The organism is Variovorax sp. R-27 (genome assembly GCF_049913215.1).
GTDB lineage: Bacteria > Pseudomonadota > Gammaproteobacteria > Burkholderiales > Burkholderiaceae_C > Variovorax.
On the sequence record NZ_CP183984.1, the window covers coordinates 5,990,218 to 6,005,774 of the forward strand.

At 66.7% G+C, this 15,557-nt stretch carries 16 protein-coding genes; 10 read left to right on the plus strand and 6 right to left on the minus strand.

Features of this window, described 5'->3' with window-relative positions; genetic code table 11:
• Positions 1-84 precede the first annotated feature (84 nt).
• The 3 genes from thiD to ACN9MV_RS28105 are packed head-to-tail and all read left to right on the plus strand — an operon-like array spanning position 85 to position 2,822.
• The gene (gene thiD, locus ACN9MV_RS28095) at positions 85-1,047 is read left to right on the plus strand and encodes a bifunctional hydroxymethylpyrimidine kinase/phosphomethylpyrimidine kinase (RefSeq protein WP_093056633.1); all 963 of its coding nucleotides are present in this window, start codon (positions 85-87) and stop codon (positions 1,045-1,047) included.
• A complete protein-coding gene (gene hemL, locus ACN9MV_RS28100; RefSeq protein WP_093078479.1) occupies positions 1,047-2,327 on the plus strand; it encodes a glutamate-1-semialdehyde 2,1-aminomutase in 1,281 nt (426 codons plus the stop codon). The genes thiD and hemL overlap by 1 nt, the downstream gene beginning before the upstream one ends.
• A gap of 3 nt (positions 2,328-2,330) precedes the next feature.
• Positions 2,331-2,822, plus strand: a complete 492-nt coding sequence (locus ACN9MV_RS28105; protein ID WP_426390436.1) for a hypothetical protein — start codon at positions 2,331-2,333, stop codon at positions 2,820-2,822.
• A 33-nt stretch (positions 2,823-2,855) separates the two neighbouring features.
• On the opposite strand, the gene purH is transcribed toward ACN9MV_RS28105, so the two are convergent.
• The 3 genes from purH to dusB are packed head-to-tail and all read right to left on the minus strand — an operon-like array spanning position 2,856 to position 5,798.
• Positions 2,856-4,463 carry a bifunctional phosphoribosylaminoimidazolecarboxamide formyltransferase/IMP cyclohydrolase gene (gene purH / locus ACN9MV_RS28110; RefSeq protein ID WP_426390437.1) on the minus strand — a complete coding sequence of 536 codons (1,608 nt, stop codon included), beginning with the start codon at positions 4,461-4,463 and terminating at the stop codon, positions 2,856-2,858.
• Between the two features lie 16 nt (positions 4,464-4,479).
• Entirely contained in the window at positions 4,480-4,716 is a 237-nt protein-coding gene (locus ACN9MV_RS28115) for a Fis family transcriptional regulator (protein ID WP_007838304.1), read from the minus strand.
• Between the two features lie 17 nt (positions 4,717-4,733).
• Positions 4,734-5,798, minus strand: a complete 1,065-nt coding sequence (gene dusB, locus ACN9MV_RS28120) for a tRNA dihydrouridine synthase DusB (RefSeq protein WP_426390438.1) — start codon at positions 5,796-5,798, stop codon at positions 4,734-4,736.
• A 174-nt stretch (positions 5,799-5,972) separates the two neighbouring features.
• Here dusB and ACN9MV_RS28125 point away from each other — a divergent pair, with 174 nt between their 5' ends.
• Positions 5,973-6,437 carry a YqaA family protein gene (locus tag ACN9MV_RS28125; protein ID WP_093056638.1) on the plus strand — a complete coding sequence of 155 codons (465 nt, stop codon included), beginning with the start codon at positions 5,973-5,975 and terminating at the stop codon, positions 6,435-6,437.
• Here ACN9MV_RS28125 and ACN9MV_RS28130 read toward each other — a convergent pair whose 3' ends face one another.
• Together ACN9MV_RS28130 and ychF are read right to left on the minus strand one after the other, a co-directional pair.
• Complete coding sequence (locus tag ACN9MV_RS28130; protein ID WP_093056639.1) at positions 6,438-7,112, minus strand: glutathione S-transferase; 675 nt, start codon at positions 7,110-7,112, stop codon at positions 6,438-6,440. It abuts the gene before it with no gap.
• Between the two features lie 122 nt (positions 7,113-7,234).
• On the minus strand, positions 7,235-8,326 hold the full coding sequence (gene ychF, locus ACN9MV_RS28135; RefSeq protein ID WP_093056642.1) for a redox-regulated ATPase YchF: 1,092 nt from the start codon (positions 8,324-8,326) through the stop codon (positions 7,235-7,237).
• 208 nt (positions 8,327-8,534) lie between these two features.
• Here ychF and ACN9MV_RS28140 point away from each other — a divergent pair, with 208 nt between their 5' ends.
• The 6 genes from ACN9MV_RS28140 to rbsD are packed head-to-tail and all read left to right on the plus strand — an operon-like array spanning position 8,535 to position 14,599.
• Entirely contained in the window at positions 8,535-9,488 is a 954-nt protein-coding gene (locus tag ACN9MV_RS28140) for a sugar ABC transporter substrate-binding protein (protein ID WP_093056643.1), read from the plus strand.
• 44 nt (positions 9,489-9,532) lie between these two features.
• Positions 9,533-11,125 (plus strand): sugar ABC transporter ATP-binding protein, encoded by a 1,593-nt coding sequence (locus ACN9MV_RS28145; RefSeq protein WP_307615866.1) that lies wholly within the window; start codon positions 9,533-9,535, stop codon positions 11,123-11,125.
• Positions 11,122-12,117 carry an ABC transporter permease gene (locus tag ACN9MV_RS28150; protein ID WP_093177402.1) on the plus strand — a complete coding sequence of 332 codons (996 nt, stop codon included), beginning with the start codon at positions 11,122-11,124 and terminating at the stop codon, positions 12,115-12,117. Before ACN9MV_RS28145 ends, ACN9MV_RS28150 begins: the two co-directional genes overlap by 4 nt.
• Before the next feature lie 36 nt (positions 12,118-12,153).
• A complete protein-coding gene (locus ACN9MV_RS28155; RefSeq protein WP_093056646.1) occupies positions 12,154-13,245 on the plus strand; it encodes a LacI family DNA-binding transcriptional regulator in 1,092 nt (363 codons plus the stop codon).
• A complete protein-coding gene (rbsK, locus tag ACN9MV_RS28160; RefSeq protein WP_426390439.1) occupies positions 13,242-14,210 on the plus strand; it encodes a ribokinase in 969 nt (322 codons plus the stop codon). The genes ACN9MV_RS28155 and rbsK overlap by 4 nt, the downstream gene beginning before the upstream one ends.
• Positions 14,207-14,599: a D-ribose pyranase gene (rbsD, locus tag ACN9MV_RS28165; RefSeq protein WP_307615869.1), complete on the plus strand. Its 393-nt coding sequence runs from the start codon at positions 14,207-14,209 to the stop codon at positions 14,597-14,599. The genes rbsK and rbsD overlap by 4 nt, the downstream gene beginning before the upstream one ends.
• A 19-nt stretch (positions 14,600-14,618) precedes the next feature.
• Here rbsD and ACN9MV_RS28170 read toward each other — a convergent pair whose 3' ends face one another.
• Entirely contained in the window at positions 14,619-15,500 is an 882-nt protein-coding gene (locus ACN9MV_RS28170; protein ID WP_426390440.1) for an MOSC domain-containing protein, read from the minus strand.
• Positions 15,501-15,557 lie beyond the last annotated feature (57 nt).

The following is a 15,557-nucleotide window of genomic DNA, read 5'->3' on the forward strand; positions in this document are numbered from 1 at the left end:
TGCAACGAGTGTATCTATGCGTATCTCACTGGCAGACGGTAAACGTCGCGCCTATGCCACCATCCAGGGGATTCCGCCCGGCGTATGACCATCTACTTACTTCCAGCAGACAAAACCCGCAAACCGGGCGATCTTAACGACCCCTCGCAGGATGAAGGCGAGCTGGCCGAGCGCGACCTGAATCCTCCCTGCGTGCTGGTGTTCAACGCCAGCGACCCCAGCGGTGCGGGCGGGCTGGGCGCCGATGCCCTCGCCATGGCGTCGGTGGGCGCACACGTCCTGCCCGTCGTCACAGGCGCCTACGCCAGGGACACGGCCGAGATTTTCGACCACTTTCCCTTCGACGAGGAAGCCATCGCCGAGCAGGCGCGCGCCATCCTGGAGGACGTGGAAGTCCAGTTGATCAAGGTGGGCTTTGCCGGCACCCCCGAGGCCCTGAGCACCATCGCCGAGACCGCCGCCGACTATCCCGAGGTGCCCGTGGTGGCCTACATGCCCAACCTTTCGTGGTGGGACGAGAACCTGATCGAGCCCTATCTGGACGCTTTTCGGGAGCTGGTTTTGCCTCAGACAACGGTGTTGGTTGGAAACCACAGTACTCTGTGGCGCTGGCTGCTTCCGGACTGGAACGGCGAGCGTCCGCCCGGTGCGCGCGACATTGCCAAGGCCGCCGGCGAGTTCGGCGTGCCCTACACGCTGGTAACCGGGATGGTGCTGCCCGAGCAGTTCATCGACAACGTGCTGGCCTCGCCGCAGTCGGTGCTCGCCAACGAGAAGTACGAACGGCTCGAAGCCGTCTTCGCCGGCGCCGGCGACACCCTGTCGGCCGCCCTGGCCGCCCTGCTCGCAAGCGGCACCGACCTCGTGGCCGCGACCACCGAGGCGCTGGCCTATATGGACCGCTGCCTCGACGCGGGCTTTCGCCCCGGCATGGGCCACGTGCTGCCCGACCGCCTGTTCTGGGCCGAGCCCGAGGACGACGAAGACGATGAAGACCCGGACGCCGCGCCGGACTTCGCCCTCCCCCCACACGACACCCGACACTGATGACCGACCGCAACGACATTCTTTTCGAGCGCGCCCGCGCCGTGATCCCCGGGGGCGTCAACTCGCCCGTACGCGCCTTCAAGGCCGTGGGCGGCACGCCCCGCTTCATCCAGCGCGCACAGGGCGCCTACTTCTGGGACGCCAACGACAAACGCTACATCGACTACATCGGCTCCTGGGGTCCGATGATCCTGGGCCATGGCCACCCTGCCGTGGTCGAGGCGGTGCAGAAGGCCGTGCTCGAAGGCTTCTCGTACGGCGCGCCGACCGAGCGCGAGATCGAACTGGCCGAGGCCATCCTCGCGCTGGTGCCGTCGATGGAGATGGTGCGACTCGTGAGTTCCGGCACCGAAGCCGCGATGAGCGCATTGCGCCTGGCGCGCGGCGCCACCGGCCGCAAGAGCATCGTCAAGTTCGAGGGCTGCTACCACGGCCACGCCGACGCACTGCTGGTGAAGGCCGGCTCCGGCCTCGCCACCTTCGGCAACCCGACCTCGGCCGGCGTGCCGCCCGAGGTAGTGCAGCACACCATCGTGCTCGAGTACAACAACCTGCAGCAGCTCGAAGAAGCCTTCGCCCTGCATGGCAGCGACATCGCCTGCCTGATGATCGAAGCCATTGCCGGCAACATGAACTTCGTGCGCGCCACGCCCGAGTTCGCCAAGCGCTGCCGCGAGCTCTGCACGCAGCACGGCGCCCTGCTGATCTTCGATGAAGTGATGACCGGCTTTCGCGTGGGCCTGCACGGCGCACAGGGCGTGCTGGGCATCAAGCCCGACCTCACGGTGCTCGGCAAGGTCATCGGCGGCGGCATGCCGCTCGCGGCCTTCGGTGGCCCGCGCGCGATCATGGAACAGCTCGCGCCGCTAGGCCCGGTCTACCAGGCCGGCACGCTGTCGGGCAATCCGGTGGCCACGGCATGTGGCCTCGCCACGCTTAAGGAAATTGCAAAGCCCGGCTTCTACGAAGCGCTCGGCAAGAAAACGCGCGCGCTGGTCGATGGCCTGAAGGCCGCCGCAGCAGCCGAAGGCCAGCCCTTCAATGCCGACAGCGAAGGCGGCATGTTCGGCTTCTTCCTGATGAAGGACCTGCCGCAAAACTATGCCACCGTGATGACAACCGACAACGCGAAATTCAATGCGCTGTTTCACGGTTTGCTCGATCGCGGCGTGTATATTGCCCCCGCGCTTTACGAGGCAGGCTTCGTGAGCGCAGCCCACAGCGACGACGACATCGCCGCCACCATCGAAGCCGCAAGACAAATCTTCAGGACGCCCTAGCCCATGAACCCCCTGCGCACGTTGCCGGTGCTGAGCATTCCTCTTCTTGCTCTTCTTCTACCCGACCTGGCAACTGCGCAGTCCTCCTTCGATCCGAAGAACATCTGGATCAACCCGGGTTTCTATTCGGCGCACTTCGACAGTGGCAAGGGCCTGGAGAACGTCAACCAGGGGTTGGGTTTCGAGTACCCGCTGAACGACACCTACCGCCTCACGGCGGGCACCTTCCGCAACAGCGATCGCCGGCAGTCGAACTACGTGGGTCTGTATGTGCTGCCAGTCGAGTTCTACGGCGTGAAGTTCGGCGCCGTGGTGGGCGGCTTCGACGGCTACCCCAATTACCGCAACGGCAACTGGTTCCCGGCCATCCTTCCGGTGGCTGCCATCGAAGGCAAGAACTGGGGCCTCAACATCGCCTACGTGCCGACGATCAAGAACCGGCTGTATGGCGCCATCACCTTCCAGCTGAAATACAGGTTCGGCAACCACGAGTAAGTCTCGCGGCCGCCGAACCCTGCGTTCCGCCGATCAGTGGCGGAAGTGACGCACGCCCGACAGCACCATCACCACGCCGCGCTCGTCGGCGGCATCGATCACTTCCTGGTCGCGCATCGAGCCACCCGGCTGGATGACGCAGCTCGCGCCCGCATCGACCACCACGTCGAGGCCGTCGCGGAACGGGAAGAAGGCGTCGCTGGCGACGGCAGTGTCCTTCAGCGACAGGCCGGCGTGCTCGGCCTTGATGCTGGCGATGCGCGCCGAATCGAGGCGGCTCATCTGGCCCGCGCCCACGCCCATGGTCATGCCGTTGGCGCAGAACACGATCGCGTTGCTCTTCACGTACTTCGCGACCTTCCATGCGAAGAGCAGGTCTTGCAGCTGCTGCGGCGTAGGCTGCTTCTTGCTGACCACCTTGAGGTCGCTGGCCGCGAGCTCGTGGTTGTCGGCGGTCTGCATCAACAAGCCTGAGCCGATGCGCTTCACGTCCATCGCATTGCGGCCGTTGTCCCAGTCGCTCGCGCCGCCCGGCGGCAGCGATATCTTGAGAATGCGCACGTTCTGCCGGTTCTTGGTCGCCTGGAACAGCTCCAGTGCCTCGGGCGTGTAATCGGGCGCCATCAGCACTTCGACGAACTGCTTGGAGATCTCCTGGGCCGTCGCGCCGTCGACCGGTCGATTGAAGGCAATGATGCCGCCGAAGGCCGAGGTCGGGTCGGTCTTGAAGGCCTTGCCGTAAGCCTCGGCAGCATCCTTGCCGATGGCAACGCCGCAGGGGTTGGCGTGCTTCACGATCACGCAGGCCGGCACATCGAAGCTCTTCACGCATTCCCATGCAGCATCAGCGTCGGCGATGTTGTTGTAGCTCAGCTCCTTGCCCTGCAGCTGCTTTGCCGACACGAGCGACCCGGGCGCCGGATACAAGTCGCGGTAGAACGCGGCCTGCTGGTGCGGGTTCTCGCCGTAGCGCAGGTCTTGCACCTTCACGAAGCGGCCGTTGCTTTGCGCGGGGAACAGCGAGCGCTTGGGCGCGGGCTGGCCGATGCTGGCGTCGAAGTCGATGGCCGAGAGGTAGTCGCTGATGGCACCGTCGTAGTCGGCGATGCGGTTGAACGCGGCCACCGAGAACGCGAACTTGGTCTTGTCGCTGAGCTTGCCGTCGGCCTTCAGCTCGGCAAGCGCCACCGCGTACTGCGATGCGTCGGTGAGCACGCCCACGTCCTTCCAGTTCTTGGCCGCGCTGCGCACCATGGCCGGGCCGCCGATGTCGATGTTCTCGATCGCGTCTTCGAGCGTGCAGCCGGACTTGGCCACGGTGGCTTCGAACGGGTACAGGTTGACCACCAGCAGGTCGATGGTGTCGATGCCGTGTTCCTTGATGGCCGCCACGTGCGCGGGCAGGTCGCGGCGCGCGAGCAGACCGCCGTGGATCTTCGGGTGCAGCGTCTTCACGCGGCCATCGAGCATCTCCGGAAAACCGGTGTGGTCGGCAACTTCGGTGACGGGCAGGCCGGCATCGGCCAGCAGCTTGGCGGTGCCGCCGGTGGACAGCAGCTTGATGCCCAGCGCATGCAGCGCCTGGGCGAATTCGAGAATGCCGGTCTTGTCGGAAACGGAGATGAGTGCGGTCTGGGCCATTGGATATGCCGTGGAGTTATTTCAAAAGTTTGTGTTCAACGAGCTTCTTGCGAAGCGTGTTGCGATTCAGGCCCAGCCATTGCGCGGCTTTGGATTGATTGCCTTCCGCGCGCGTCATCACGACGTCGAGCAGGGGTTTCTCGACCACGCGCACGAGCATTTCGTACATGCCGTCGGGTTCGGTGCCACGCAGATCGCGAAAGTAGCTGTCCAGACTGGTGCGCACGCAGTCCTCGATATGTTTCTTGCTCATTGCTTCTTCTCTTTTTCTCAATCGACGGCGCAAGCCGCCTCCTCTTCACCTGGCGACGCCTCTTCGTCCGCCAGGTGCTGCACGGGCATGCGGTCCATGCGGTCCGCCAGCCCGTCGAAATAGTCGCCGACCGCGCGCAGCTGCTCGGCACAGTCCTCGATGGTGTTCATGCGTGCGCGAAACGCTTCGCCGTCGGGCAGCGTGCGCACATACCAGCCGATGTGCTTGCGCGCCGTGCGCACACCGCTGTAGTCGCCGTAAAGCGCATAGTGCTCCACGAGATGGTCGAGCAGCAAGCGGCGCACTTCGGCCACCAGCGGCGGCGCGCGGTGCGTGCCCGTTTCCAGGAAGTGCGCGATCTCGCGGAAGATCCACGGGCGGCCCTGCGCGGCGCGGCCGATCATCACCGCGTCGGCGCCGGTGACCGCAAGCACGTCGCGTGCCTTCTCGGGCGAACGGATGTCGCCGTTGGCCACCACCGGCACGCGCACCGCGGCCTTCACGGCGGCGATGGTGTCGTACTCGGCAAAGCCCTTGTAGCCCTGCTCGCGCGTACGGCCGTGCACCGTGAGCATCTGCACGCCGGCCGATTCGAAATCGCGCGCGAGCTTCACCGCATTGCGGTGCTCCTGGCTCCAGCCGGTGCGCATCTTGAGCGTGACCGGCACGCCGAAAGGCTGCGCGGCATCGACCACGGCCTGCACGATTTCAAGCGCCAGCGGCTCGTCGCGCATCAGCGCAGAACCCGCCCACTTGTTGCAGACCTTCTTGGCCGGGCAGCCCATGTTGATGTCGATGATCTGCGCACCGCGCTCGATGTTGTAGACCGTGGCCTCGGCCATCATGGCCGCATCGGTGCCGGCAATCTGCACCGCAATGGGGCCCGGTTCGCCATCATGGTTCGCGCGGCGCGACGTCTTGAGCGTGCCCCAGAGTTCCTTGCGCGACGTGACCATCTCGCTGACCGCGTAGCCAGCGCCGAGTTCGCGGCACAGCATGCGGAAGGGCCGGTCCGTCACGCCGGCCATGGGCGCGACGAACAGGCGGTTTTCCAGCGTGTGGGTGCCGATCTGCAAGGTCATTGGAAAGAGGAGCGTGCGCGTTCGGCTGCTGAAAAATGAGGCACGATTGTAGCCACGCCGCATTTCAGCGACTGAAACGATTTGCGCCCTGGGTACCCGTACAAACACCGGTGCATTCCGGGGCTTTCTCCTGCGGGGTTGCGAAGCACGCGCTGCCTATACTGCGCCGACCTTATGCAAGCCTGGCTCGACTCCCTCATGGCGCTGCTGGCGCTGCCGCAGTACGGTCTCTCGACCTTGTTCGTGGCGGCGTTCGTCTCCGCGACGCTACTGCCGGTGGGCTCCGAGCCCTTTCTCTTCGGGCTGCTCAAGCTCAACCCCGACATGTTCTGGCCGGCCATCGCGGTGGCGACCATAGGCAACACGCTGGGGGGCGCAGTCGACTGGTGGATGGGCTACGGCGCGCACAAGGTGGCCGACAAATACTCGCACTCGAAACATCATGTGCGCGTTCTGGGCTGGCTGGAGCGGCTCGGCCCGAAGGCCTGCCTGCTGAGCTGGCTGCCGCTGGTGGGCGACCCGCTGTGCGCGGTCGCGGGTTGGCTCAAGCTGCCGTTCTGGCCATGCGTTGCCTACATGGCCGTGGGCAAGTTCCTGCGCTACATCACCATGACGGTGGCGCTGCTGCAGATCTTCTGATCAGTTCAACAAGGCGTAGGGGCCGCCGCGTTCGAGCGCGCGCTTGTACGCGGGACGCGCGTGGATGCGCTCCAGGTACGCCATCAGCTTCGGCCGCTTCGCATCGAGCCCGCCGCGCGCCTGCGCGGCTTCGACCACGAAGCTCATCTGGATGTCCGCGCCCGTGAACTCGTCGCCGGCGAACCACTCGCTCTTGCCGAGTTCGGCTTCCATGTAGTTCAGATGGCTTGCGATGTTCGGGTTGATGAACGCCGACTTCGCCTTGGCCGAGATGGCCTTGGCGATCGGCTTCGCGAAGAAAGGCATCTTGCTCGTCTCGATGCGGTCGAACACCAGCTTGAGCAGCAACGGCGACATTGCCGTGCCTTCGGCAAAGTGCAGCCAGTAGCGATAGCGCAGCGCCTCCGGCGAACCGGCCGCGGGCGCGAGGCGGCCGTGGCCGTAGCGCTCGACGAGTGTCTCGATGATCGCGCCCGATTCCGCAAGCGTGAGTCCGTCATCCGTCGTTACCACCGGCGACTTGCCCAGCGGATGAATGGCCCGCAGCGAAGCGGGCGCCAGACTGGTTTGCGGATCGCGCTGGTAGTGGACGATCTCGTACGGCAGCTCGAGTTCTTCGAGCAGCCAGAGCACACGCTGCGAGCGCGAGTTGTTGAGGTGGTGGACGGTGAGCATGAAGGCGGGCCTTGGAGGAGAAATAGGGCGCGCGCAGTCTACCCAACAACATCAAGAAAATCGCGAAGCTCTTTTCGCGAGACACCGAGGAACCGGCCCCGCCGGGCCTCAGGTGTTGCCCCCTACGAACTGAACAGGAAGTTCATCACGTCGCCATCTTTCACGACGTATTCCTTGCCTTCAGAACGCATCTTCCCCGCGTCCTTGGCGCCCTGCTCGCCCTTGAAGGCGATGTAGTCCTCGAACGCGATGGTCTGGGCGCGGATGTAGCCCTTCTCGAAGTCGCCGTGGATCACGCCGGCCGCCTGCGGGCCGGTGTCGCCGATGTGGATGGTCCATGCACGCACTTCCTTCACGCCGGCGGTGAAATACGTCTGCAGGCCCAGCAGCTTGAAGGCCGCGCGGATCAGGCGGTTCAGGCCCGGCTCTTCCTGGCCGATCTCGGCGAGGAACATCTTCTTGTCTTCGTCGTCCATCTCGGCCAGGTCGGCTTCGATCTTGGCGCAGATGGCGACCACGGGCGCGCCCTGCTTGGCCGCGTATTCGCGCAAGCGGTCGAGATACGGGTTGTTCTCGAAGCCGTCTTCCGCCACGTTGCCCACGAACATCGCGGGCTTGGCGGTGATCAGCGTGAAGCTCTTGACCAGCGGCAGCTCTTCCTTGGTGAAGTCGAGCGCGCGCACCGGCGTGTTCTCGTTCAGCGCGGCCTGGCAGCGCTCGAGCAGGCCGACCAGCTTTTGCGCGTCCTTGTCGCCGGAACGGGCCACCTTGGTGTGCCGGTGCAGCGCCTTCTCGACCGTGGCCAGGTCGGCCAGGCAGAGTTCGGTCTGGATCACTTCGATGTCGGAGATCGGGTCGACCTTGCCGGCCACGTGGATCACGTTCTCGTCGTCGAAGCAGCGCACCACGTTGACAGTGGCGTCGGTCTCGCGGATGTGCGCCAGGAACTTGTTGCCCAGGCCTTCGCCGGTGCTGGCACCGGCCACCAGGCCAGCGATGTCGACGAACTCGACGATGGCGGGCACCACGCGCTCGGGCTTGACGATCTCGCTCAGTTGCGCGAGACGGGGGTCGGGCACTTCCACCACGCCCACGTTGGGCTCGATGGTGCAGAACGGATAGTTTTCCGCCGCGATGCCGGCCTTGGTCAACGCATTGAAAAGGGTGGATTTACCGACGTTGGGCAGGCCGACGATGCCGCATTGCAAACTCATGGGAGGTCCTCTTGGGTAACCCGCGATTTTAGGCGAGCATGGTTGCAGGCCCGTCCGGCAGGTCTTCGAGCTCGCATTTGCTTGCTCAAAACCTCAGGGTTAGCACCGACCGGCAAACGTTTGCGCAAACGTTTCCCTCAGCTAACATCGGAGCCCCCGGCAAAGACCGGCGCACCGTTCTGATCAACCACCTCAGGAGACATTCACCATGAAGTTCACCCGCCGTACCCTGCAAAGCGCCGCCGCACTCACGCTGCTGGGCGCCATGGCCGGAACACCCGCCCTCGCCCAGGACAAGCCCAAGGTCGCGCTGGTCATGAAGTCGCTGGCCAACGAGTTCTTCCGCACCATGGAAGACGGCGCCAAGGCGCACCAGAAGGCCCATGCCGCCGAATACACGCTGGTGGCCAACGGCATCAAGGACGAGACCGACACCTCCGCCCAGATCAAGATGGTCGAGCAGATGGTGGCGCAGAAGATCAACGCGCTGGTCATCGCTCCGGCCGATTCGAAGGCGCTGGTGCCGGTGATCAAGGCGGCCATCGACAAGGGCATCCTGGTGGTCAACATCGACAACCAGCTCGACGGTGCCGCACTGAAGGAAAAGGGCATCCTGGTGCCGTTCGTGGGCCCCGACAACCGCGCCGGAGCCAAGCTGGTGGGCGACGCGCTCGCCAAGGAGCTGAAGGCGGGCGACAAGGTCGGCATCATCGAAGGCGTGTCGACCACCTTCAATGCGCAGCAGCGCACGCTGGGCTATCAAGACGCCATGAAGGCCGCCGGCGTGACGGTGGTGGGCGTGCAGTCCGGCCAGTGGGAAATCGACAAGGGCAACACCGTGGCCGCCGGCATGATGCGCGAGCACCCCGACCTGAAGGCCCTGCTCGCCGGCAACGACAGCATGGCGCTGGGCGCCGTGGCTGCGGTCAAGGCCGCGGGCAAGACCGGCAAGGTGCTGGTGGTGGGCTACGACAACATCGGCGCCATCAAGCCGATGCTGAAGGACGGCCGCGTGCTCGCCACGGCCGACCAGTTCGCCGCCAAGCAGGCCGTGTTCGGCATCGAGACCGCGCTGAAGGCCATCGCCGACAAGAAGAAGCAGTCGGAGATGCCCGCCGAAGTGAAGACCGACGTGGTGCTGGTCACCAAAGACTCGAAGTAAGCACGCAGCAAGAGAAAGTACAGACGTTGACAGCATCCGCCGCCATGAATCTCACAACGGCCATGCCCGTGCTCTCGCTGAGCGCCATGGGCAAGGACTATGCGGCGCCGGTGCTGGACGACGTCTCGCTCGTGCTCAACGCCGGCGAAGTGCTGGCCCTCACGGGCGAGAACGGCGCCGGCAAGAGCACCCTGTCGAAGATCGTCTGCGGCCTGGTGCAGCCCACGCGCGGCCAGATGCTGCTCGACGGCAAGCCCTTTGCGCCTGGCTCGCGCCGCGACGCCGAGCGGCTGGGCGTGCGCATGGTCATGCAGGAACTCGGCCTCGTCACCACGCTGTCGGTGGCCGAGAACCTGCTACTCGACCGGCTGCCCAACAAGACCGGCTGGATCCGCCGCAGCAAGCTGCACGAGCTGGCCGCGCGCCAGCTCGCCAAGATCGGCATGGAAAACATCGACCCGGCCACGCCCGTGGCGCGGCTGGGCATCGGCCAGCAGCAGATGGTGGAGATCGCGCGCAACCTGCAGGACGACACGCGCGTGCTGGTGCTCGACGAGCCCACCGCCATGCTCACGCCGCGCGAAACCTCGCACCTGTTCGAGCAGATCGAACTGTTGAAGGCGCGCGGCGTGGCCATCGTGTACGTGTCGCACCGCCTCGAGGAACTGCAGCGCATCGCCGACCGCGTGGCGGTGCTGCGCGACGGCCGGCTGGTGGACGTGCGCGCCATGGCCGGCGTGCGCGAATCCGAACTGGTGCAGCGCATGGTCGGCCGTGCGGTGCACGAGCACGAGGGCCGCGACCGCCGCGTGGCCGGCCCCGTGTTGCTGAGCGCGCGCGGCATCGGCCGGGCGCAGGTCGTGCGCGACGTCGACATCGACCTGCGCGCGGGCGAAGTCATGGGCCTGGCCGGCCTGGTCGGCTCGGGCCGGACCGAACTGGTACGGCTGCTGTTCGGCGCCGACCGCGCCGACCGCGGCGAGATCACCCTTTATGAAAACGGCCAGCCCACGCAGCACGCGCGCAAGGGCTGGCGCTCGCCGATGCAGGCCATCCGCGCGGGCATCGGCCTCGTCACCGAAGACCGCAAGTCGCAGGGCCTGCTGCTGACGCAATCGATCCGCGTCAACGCCACGCTGAGCGATCTTGGCGCTATCTCGCACGCCGGCTGGCTGCAGCGCGCCAAGGAGCGCAGCATTGCGCAGAAGCTGGTGGAACTGCTGCGCATCCGTTCGCGCAGCATCGAACAACCGGTTGCCACGCTCAGCGGCGGCAACCAGCAGAAGGTGGTGTTCGCGCGCTGGCTGCACCGCGAATGCAAGGTGCTGCTGCTCGACGAACCCACGCGCGGCGTGGACGTGGGCGCGCGCGCCGACCTGTACGCCGAACTCGACCGCATGACCGACGCCGGCAAGGCGCTGCTGATGGTGTCGAGCGACCTGCGCGAACTGATGGCCATGTGCGACCGCATCGGCGTGATGAGCGCCGGCCGGTTGGTCGCGGTGTTCGAGCGCGGCGAGTGGACCGAACAATCGCTGCTGGCCGCAGCATTCAGCGACGCGACAGGACGCGCCGCCAGCCCGCCGACGGTATCTCCCGTTTCCGATTCGACCCCGGTCACCGCCGACACACAATGAACGCCGAAGCCTCCACCAAACAAAACCCGCCGGCCTCGCCCTCCGCACTCAAAGGCCAGCTCGGCACCTACCTGGGCCTGACGGTCGTGCTCGTGGGCATGGTCGCGCTCTTCGGTTCGCTGAGCGAATACTTCCTGACGCGCGAGACCTTCGTCTCCATCGCGAATGAAATTCCCGCGCTGGCCGTGATGGCGGTCGGCATGACCTTCGTGCTGATCATCGCGGGCATCGACCTGTCCGTCGGCTCGGTGCTGGCGCTGAGCGCGGCCGTCACGGCGGCGGCCATCCTCGAATGGAAGCTCTCGGTGCCTGTGGCCGCGGTGCTCGGCCTCGTTACCGGGCTCATCTGCGGCACGGTCACGGGCGCGGTGTCGGTCGCATGGCGGCTGCCGAGCTTCATCGTCTCGCTGGGCATGCTCGAAGCAGTGCGCGGCGGCGCCTACCTCGTGACCGATTCGCGCACGCAGTACGTGGGCGACGCCATCTCGGGCCTGGCCGCGCCGTGGATCGGCGGCATCTCGGCCGCCTTCGTGCTGGCGGTGGTGCTGGTGGTCATCGGGCAGATGGTGCTCACGCGCACGGTGTTCGGCCGCCACGTGGTGGGCATCGGCACAAATGAAGAAGCCATGCGCCTGGCGGGCATCGACCCGCGCCCCATCCGCATCATCGTGTTCGCCGTGACCGGCCTGCTGGCCGGCCTCGCGGGGCTGATGCAATCGGCGCGCCTCGAAGCGGCCGACCCCAATGCCGGCGTCGGCATCGAGCTGCAGGTGATCGCTGCCGTGGTCATCGGCGGCACCAGCCTCATGGGCGGGCGCGGCTCGGTGATCAACACCTTCTTCGGCGTGCTGATCATCGCGGTGCTCGAAGCCGGCCTTGCGCAGGTTGGCGCGAGCGAGCCGAGCAAACGCATCATCACCGGCGCCGTGATCGTGGTGGCGGTGATCATCGACACCCTCCGCCAGCGCCGCGCCGACCGCCGTCTGGCCTGACGACAGCATCCCGCCCCACCAGGAACAGGAAAAGCCATGGCCACCATCAAGGACGTCGCACTCAAGGCGGATGTGTCCGTCACCACCGTGTCGCACGTGGTCAACGATACCCGCCACGTGAGCGCCAAGGTGCGCGAGCGCGTGGAGCTCGCCATCCGCGAGCTGGGCTACGTGCCCAACGCGATGGCGCGCAGCCTGAAGAGCAACACCACCTCGACGCTGGGCATGCTGATTCCCAACAGCTCGAACCCCTACTTCGCCGAGATCGTGCGCATCGTGGAAGACCGCTGCTTCGGCGCCGGCTACACGCTGGTGCTGTGCAACACCGACGACGAACCCCACCGCCAGAGCGTCTACCTGCAGGTGCTGGCCGAGCGCCGCATCGACGGGCTGATCGTGGTGTCGACCGGCGCGGGTGACGACGACTCCCTCATGAAGCAGCTGCGCGGCCTGCGCATGCCCACGGTGCTGGTCGACCGCGAGATCGCCGACCCGGCCTGCGACCTGGTGGAAACCGCGCACATGCAGGGCGGCCTGCTCGCGGTGCGGCACCTGCTGTCGCTGGGCCACAAGCGCATTGCCTGCATCGGCGGGCCGGTGGGCGTGATGCCCAGCGAGCAGCGCATCGAGGGCTGGCGCATGGCGCTGGCCGAGACCGGCGCAACACCCGACATCGCGAATGCCGAGGCGCTGCTGTGGCGCGGCGGCTTCACGAGCCAGGGCGGCTACGAGGCAATGCACGCCATTCTTCGCACCGAGCGCAAGCCCTCGGCCGTGTTCGTCTGCAACGACCTGATGGCCATCGGCGCGCTGCGTGCCGCGCATGAAAGCGGCGTGCGGGTGCCCGACGAACTCTCGATCGTCGGCTTCGACGACATCGAACTCTCGGCCTACACAAGCCCCCCGCTCACCACCGTGGCGCAGCCCAAGGAGCGCATCGGCGCGCTGGCGGTCGACATGCTGCTCGAACGCGTCGGCGGCAAGCGGCGCGACGCGCGCAAGGTGGTACTGCAGCCCGAGCTGCGAGTGCGCGCCTCGACCGCGCGGCACGCGAGCTTCCGCGAGCCCGCCGCACCCGTCGCGACCGAAACGCCTTCAACGGAAACCCGAAAGTCCCGCACCCCGTGAGCCTGAAGCCTTCTTCTTCCACCAGTTCCATCCAGGCGCCGCGCATCGTGGTGCTCGGCAGCCTCAACATGGACCTGGTGCTGCGTGTGCCGCACGCGCCGGCCGCGGGCGAAACCCTGCTGGGCCATTCGATTGCCAACATTCCCGGCGGCAAGGGCGCCAACCAGGCGGTGAGCTGCGCGCGCGAAGGCGCTCAGGTGCAAATGATCGGCTGCGTCGGCGACGACGCGCACGGCCAGTCGCTGCGCCAGGCATTGGAGCGCGACGGCATCGACACCGCCGCGCTGCGCACCGTGGCGGGCGAGCCGACCGGCACGGCGCTGATCCTCGTGGAGGACAGCGGCCAGAACCGCATCGTGATGATTCCCGGCGCCAACGCCCGGGTCGAGATCGACGAGGCTGCGCTGAAACAGCAGGTGCAGGGCGCGGCCTTCCTCGTGACGCAGTTCGAGACACCGATGGACCAGGTCGCGCGCGCCATTGCGGTGGCGCATGGTGCGGGCTGCAAGGTGCTGCTCAACCCCTCGCCGGTGCAGGCGATTGCCGAACCGCTGTGGCCGCAGATCGACACGCTGGTCGTCAATGAAATCGAGGCGCAGACGCTGTGCGGCCAGTCCGCAGACAGTCCACAGGAAGCCGCCCAGGCCGGCCAGGCCCTGCGCGCCAAGGGCATCGAGCGCGTGGTCGTCACGCTCGGCGCGCGCGGCGCCGTGGCAGTCGATGCCGACGGCGCGCGTCACCATCCCGCGCCGCAGGTGCAGGCGGTCGACACCACGGCCGCCGGCGACACCTTCCTGGGCGCGCTCGCGGTCGCGCTGGGCGAAGGCCAGCCCTTCGACGAAGCCGTGCGCCTGGGCATCCGCGCTGCCGCGCTGTGCATCCAGCAGCCCGGCGCCCAACCTTCCATTCCGCAGCGCGACGCCGTGCTGCGCAGCCCCCTGCCTCCCGACTGGATCAAGCTGTGAAACGCTCCCCCCTGCTGCATGCCGAACTGTCCCATGTGATCGCCTCGCTGGGCCATGGCGACATGCTCGTGCTCGGCGACGCCGGCCTGCCGATTCCCGACGGCCCGCGCCGCATCGACCTCGCCGTGGCGCGCGGCGTGCCGCAGCTCACCGACGTGCTGCAGGCCGTGCTGTCGGAAATGCAGGTGGAAAGCATCGTGGTGGCCGACGAGGCGCTGGGCGATGCGAAGAAGCTGCCGGGCTGGTATCCGCAGTCGCTGGGGATCGCGCCGCAGACGGTGTCGCACGAAGAATTCAAGCGCCGCACGGCAAAGGCGCGCGCCGTCGTGCGCACGGGCGAGTGCACGCCCTACGCGAACATCATCCTGATCGCCGGAGTGAAGTTCTGAAGCGCCGGCCTGGCGCCGGTCATTCGAACTTGTAGTTCGCGCCCACCGCCTGCCCGACCTTGAGCATGTGCTCCACGCCCTGGATCACGATGCAGTTCATGCCGAAGGTGATGCCGCCATCCACCCGCGCGTCGGCGCGGTAGGTGCGCAGCGTGTCGCCGACCTCGGGGCTGCTGAGGGCCGTGGCCGGATCGATGTCGGGAATCGGGCAGCGCGTGCAGGGCTTGACGGGGCGCAGCTCGGCCTCGCCTTCGCCGGTCGTGATGTGCAGGGCGTCGACCCGGTCTTCGTCGTGCGACTCGATACCCGCCAGCACGATGTTGGGGCGGAAGCGCTCGATGCCCACTGCACCGTGGCCCTGAGCCGCGAGGCGTTCGTTGAGTTCGGCCAGCGAGCCCTCGCTCGCCACCAGCAGCGCGTAGCCGTCGGCGAACTGGGTCTGCGCTTCGACGCCGTCGGTCCACTTCATGCTCGACAGGCGCTTGTGCTCGGGGTCGAAACGCACGAGGCGCAGGGTCTGCGGCTTGCCGGGCTCGGAGAGGAAGTCGCTGAACCACTGCGCGGCGATGTCGCCCATGTCGTAGGCGGCCACGTCGTCCTTCCACACGCGCACCCGCACCGGCTCCTCGACCCGGTCGAAGGCCAGGTGCAGCGCCAGCATGCCGGGGGCGCGCAGCACCACTTCCATGTGCTTCATCTGCGGCTTGATCAGCGCCATGCGCGGCAGCTGCCGCTGGGAGACGAATTCGCCCTGGGCGTCGACCACCATCCAGGCCCGGTCGAACTCCAGGCCGGTCTCGGTCAGCAGCATTTCGGGAAGCTCGACCCCGGCGCAGGACTTGACCGGATAGACGAACAGGCGCGCGATGGTGGCTTCGAGGTCGAAAGCGGGCTGGGACACGGTGGGGGTTCCTTGGAATTCGGCCGCAATTGTCCCGCATCGCGGCAGCCGGAAGAC

What these genes read in the sequence shown, in the direction of transcription:
- thiD (WP_093056633.1), top strand. Translation starts at nt 85, where the DNA reads ATGACCATCTACTTACTTCCAGCAGACAAAACCCGCAAACCGGGCGAT.
- hemL (WP_093078479.1), top strand. Translation starts at nt 1,047, where the DNA reads ATGACCGACCGCAACGACATTCTTTTCGAGCGCGCCCGCGCCGTGATC.
- ACN9MV_RS28105 (WP_426390436.1), top strand. Translation starts at nt 2,331, where the DNA reads ATGAACCCCCTGCGCACGTTGCCGGTGCTGAGCATTCCTCTTCTTGCT.
- purH (WP_426390437.1), bottom strand. Translation starts at nt 4,463, where the DNA reads ATGGCCCAGACCGCACTCATCTCCGTTTCCGACAAGACCGGCATTCTC.
- ACN9MV_RS28115 (WP_007838304.1), bottom strand. Translation starts at nt 4,716, where the DNA reads ATGAGCAAGAAACATATCGAGGACTGCGTGCGCACCAGTCTGGACAGC.
- dusB (WP_426390438.1), bottom strand. Translation starts at nt 5,798, where the DNA reads ATGACCTTGCAGATCGGCACCCACACGCTGGAAAACCGCCTGTTCGTC.
- ACN9MV_RS28125 (WP_093056638.1), top strand. Translation starts at nt 5,973, where the DNA reads ATGCAAGCCTGGCTCGACTCCCTCATGGCGCTGCTGGCGCTGCCGCAG.
- ACN9MV_RS28130 (WP_093056639.1), bottom strand. Translation starts at nt 7,112, where the DNA reads ATGCTCACCGTCCACCACCTCAACAACTCGCGCTCGCAGCGTGTGCTC.
- ychF (WP_093056642.1), bottom strand. Translation starts at nt 8,326, where the DNA reads ATGAGTTTGCAATGCGGCATCGTCGGCCTGCCCAACGTCGGTAAATCC.
- ACN9MV_RS28140 (WP_093056643.1), top strand. Translation starts at nt 8,535, where the DNA reads ATGAAGTTCACCCGCCGTACCCTGCAAAGCGCCGCCGCACTCACGCTG.
- ACN9MV_RS28145 (WP_307615866.1), top strand. Translation starts at nt 9,533, where the DNA reads ATGAATCTCACAACGGCCATGCCCGTGCTCTCGCTGAGCGCCATGGGC.
- ACN9MV_RS28150 (WP_093177402.1), top strand. Translation starts at nt 11,122, where the DNA reads ATGAACGCCGAAGCCTCCACCAAACAAAACCCGCCGGCCTCGCCCTCC.
- ACN9MV_RS28155 (WP_093056646.1), top strand. Translation starts at nt 12,154, where the DNA reads ATGGCCACCATCAAGGACGTCGCACTCAAGGCGGATGTGTCCGTCACC.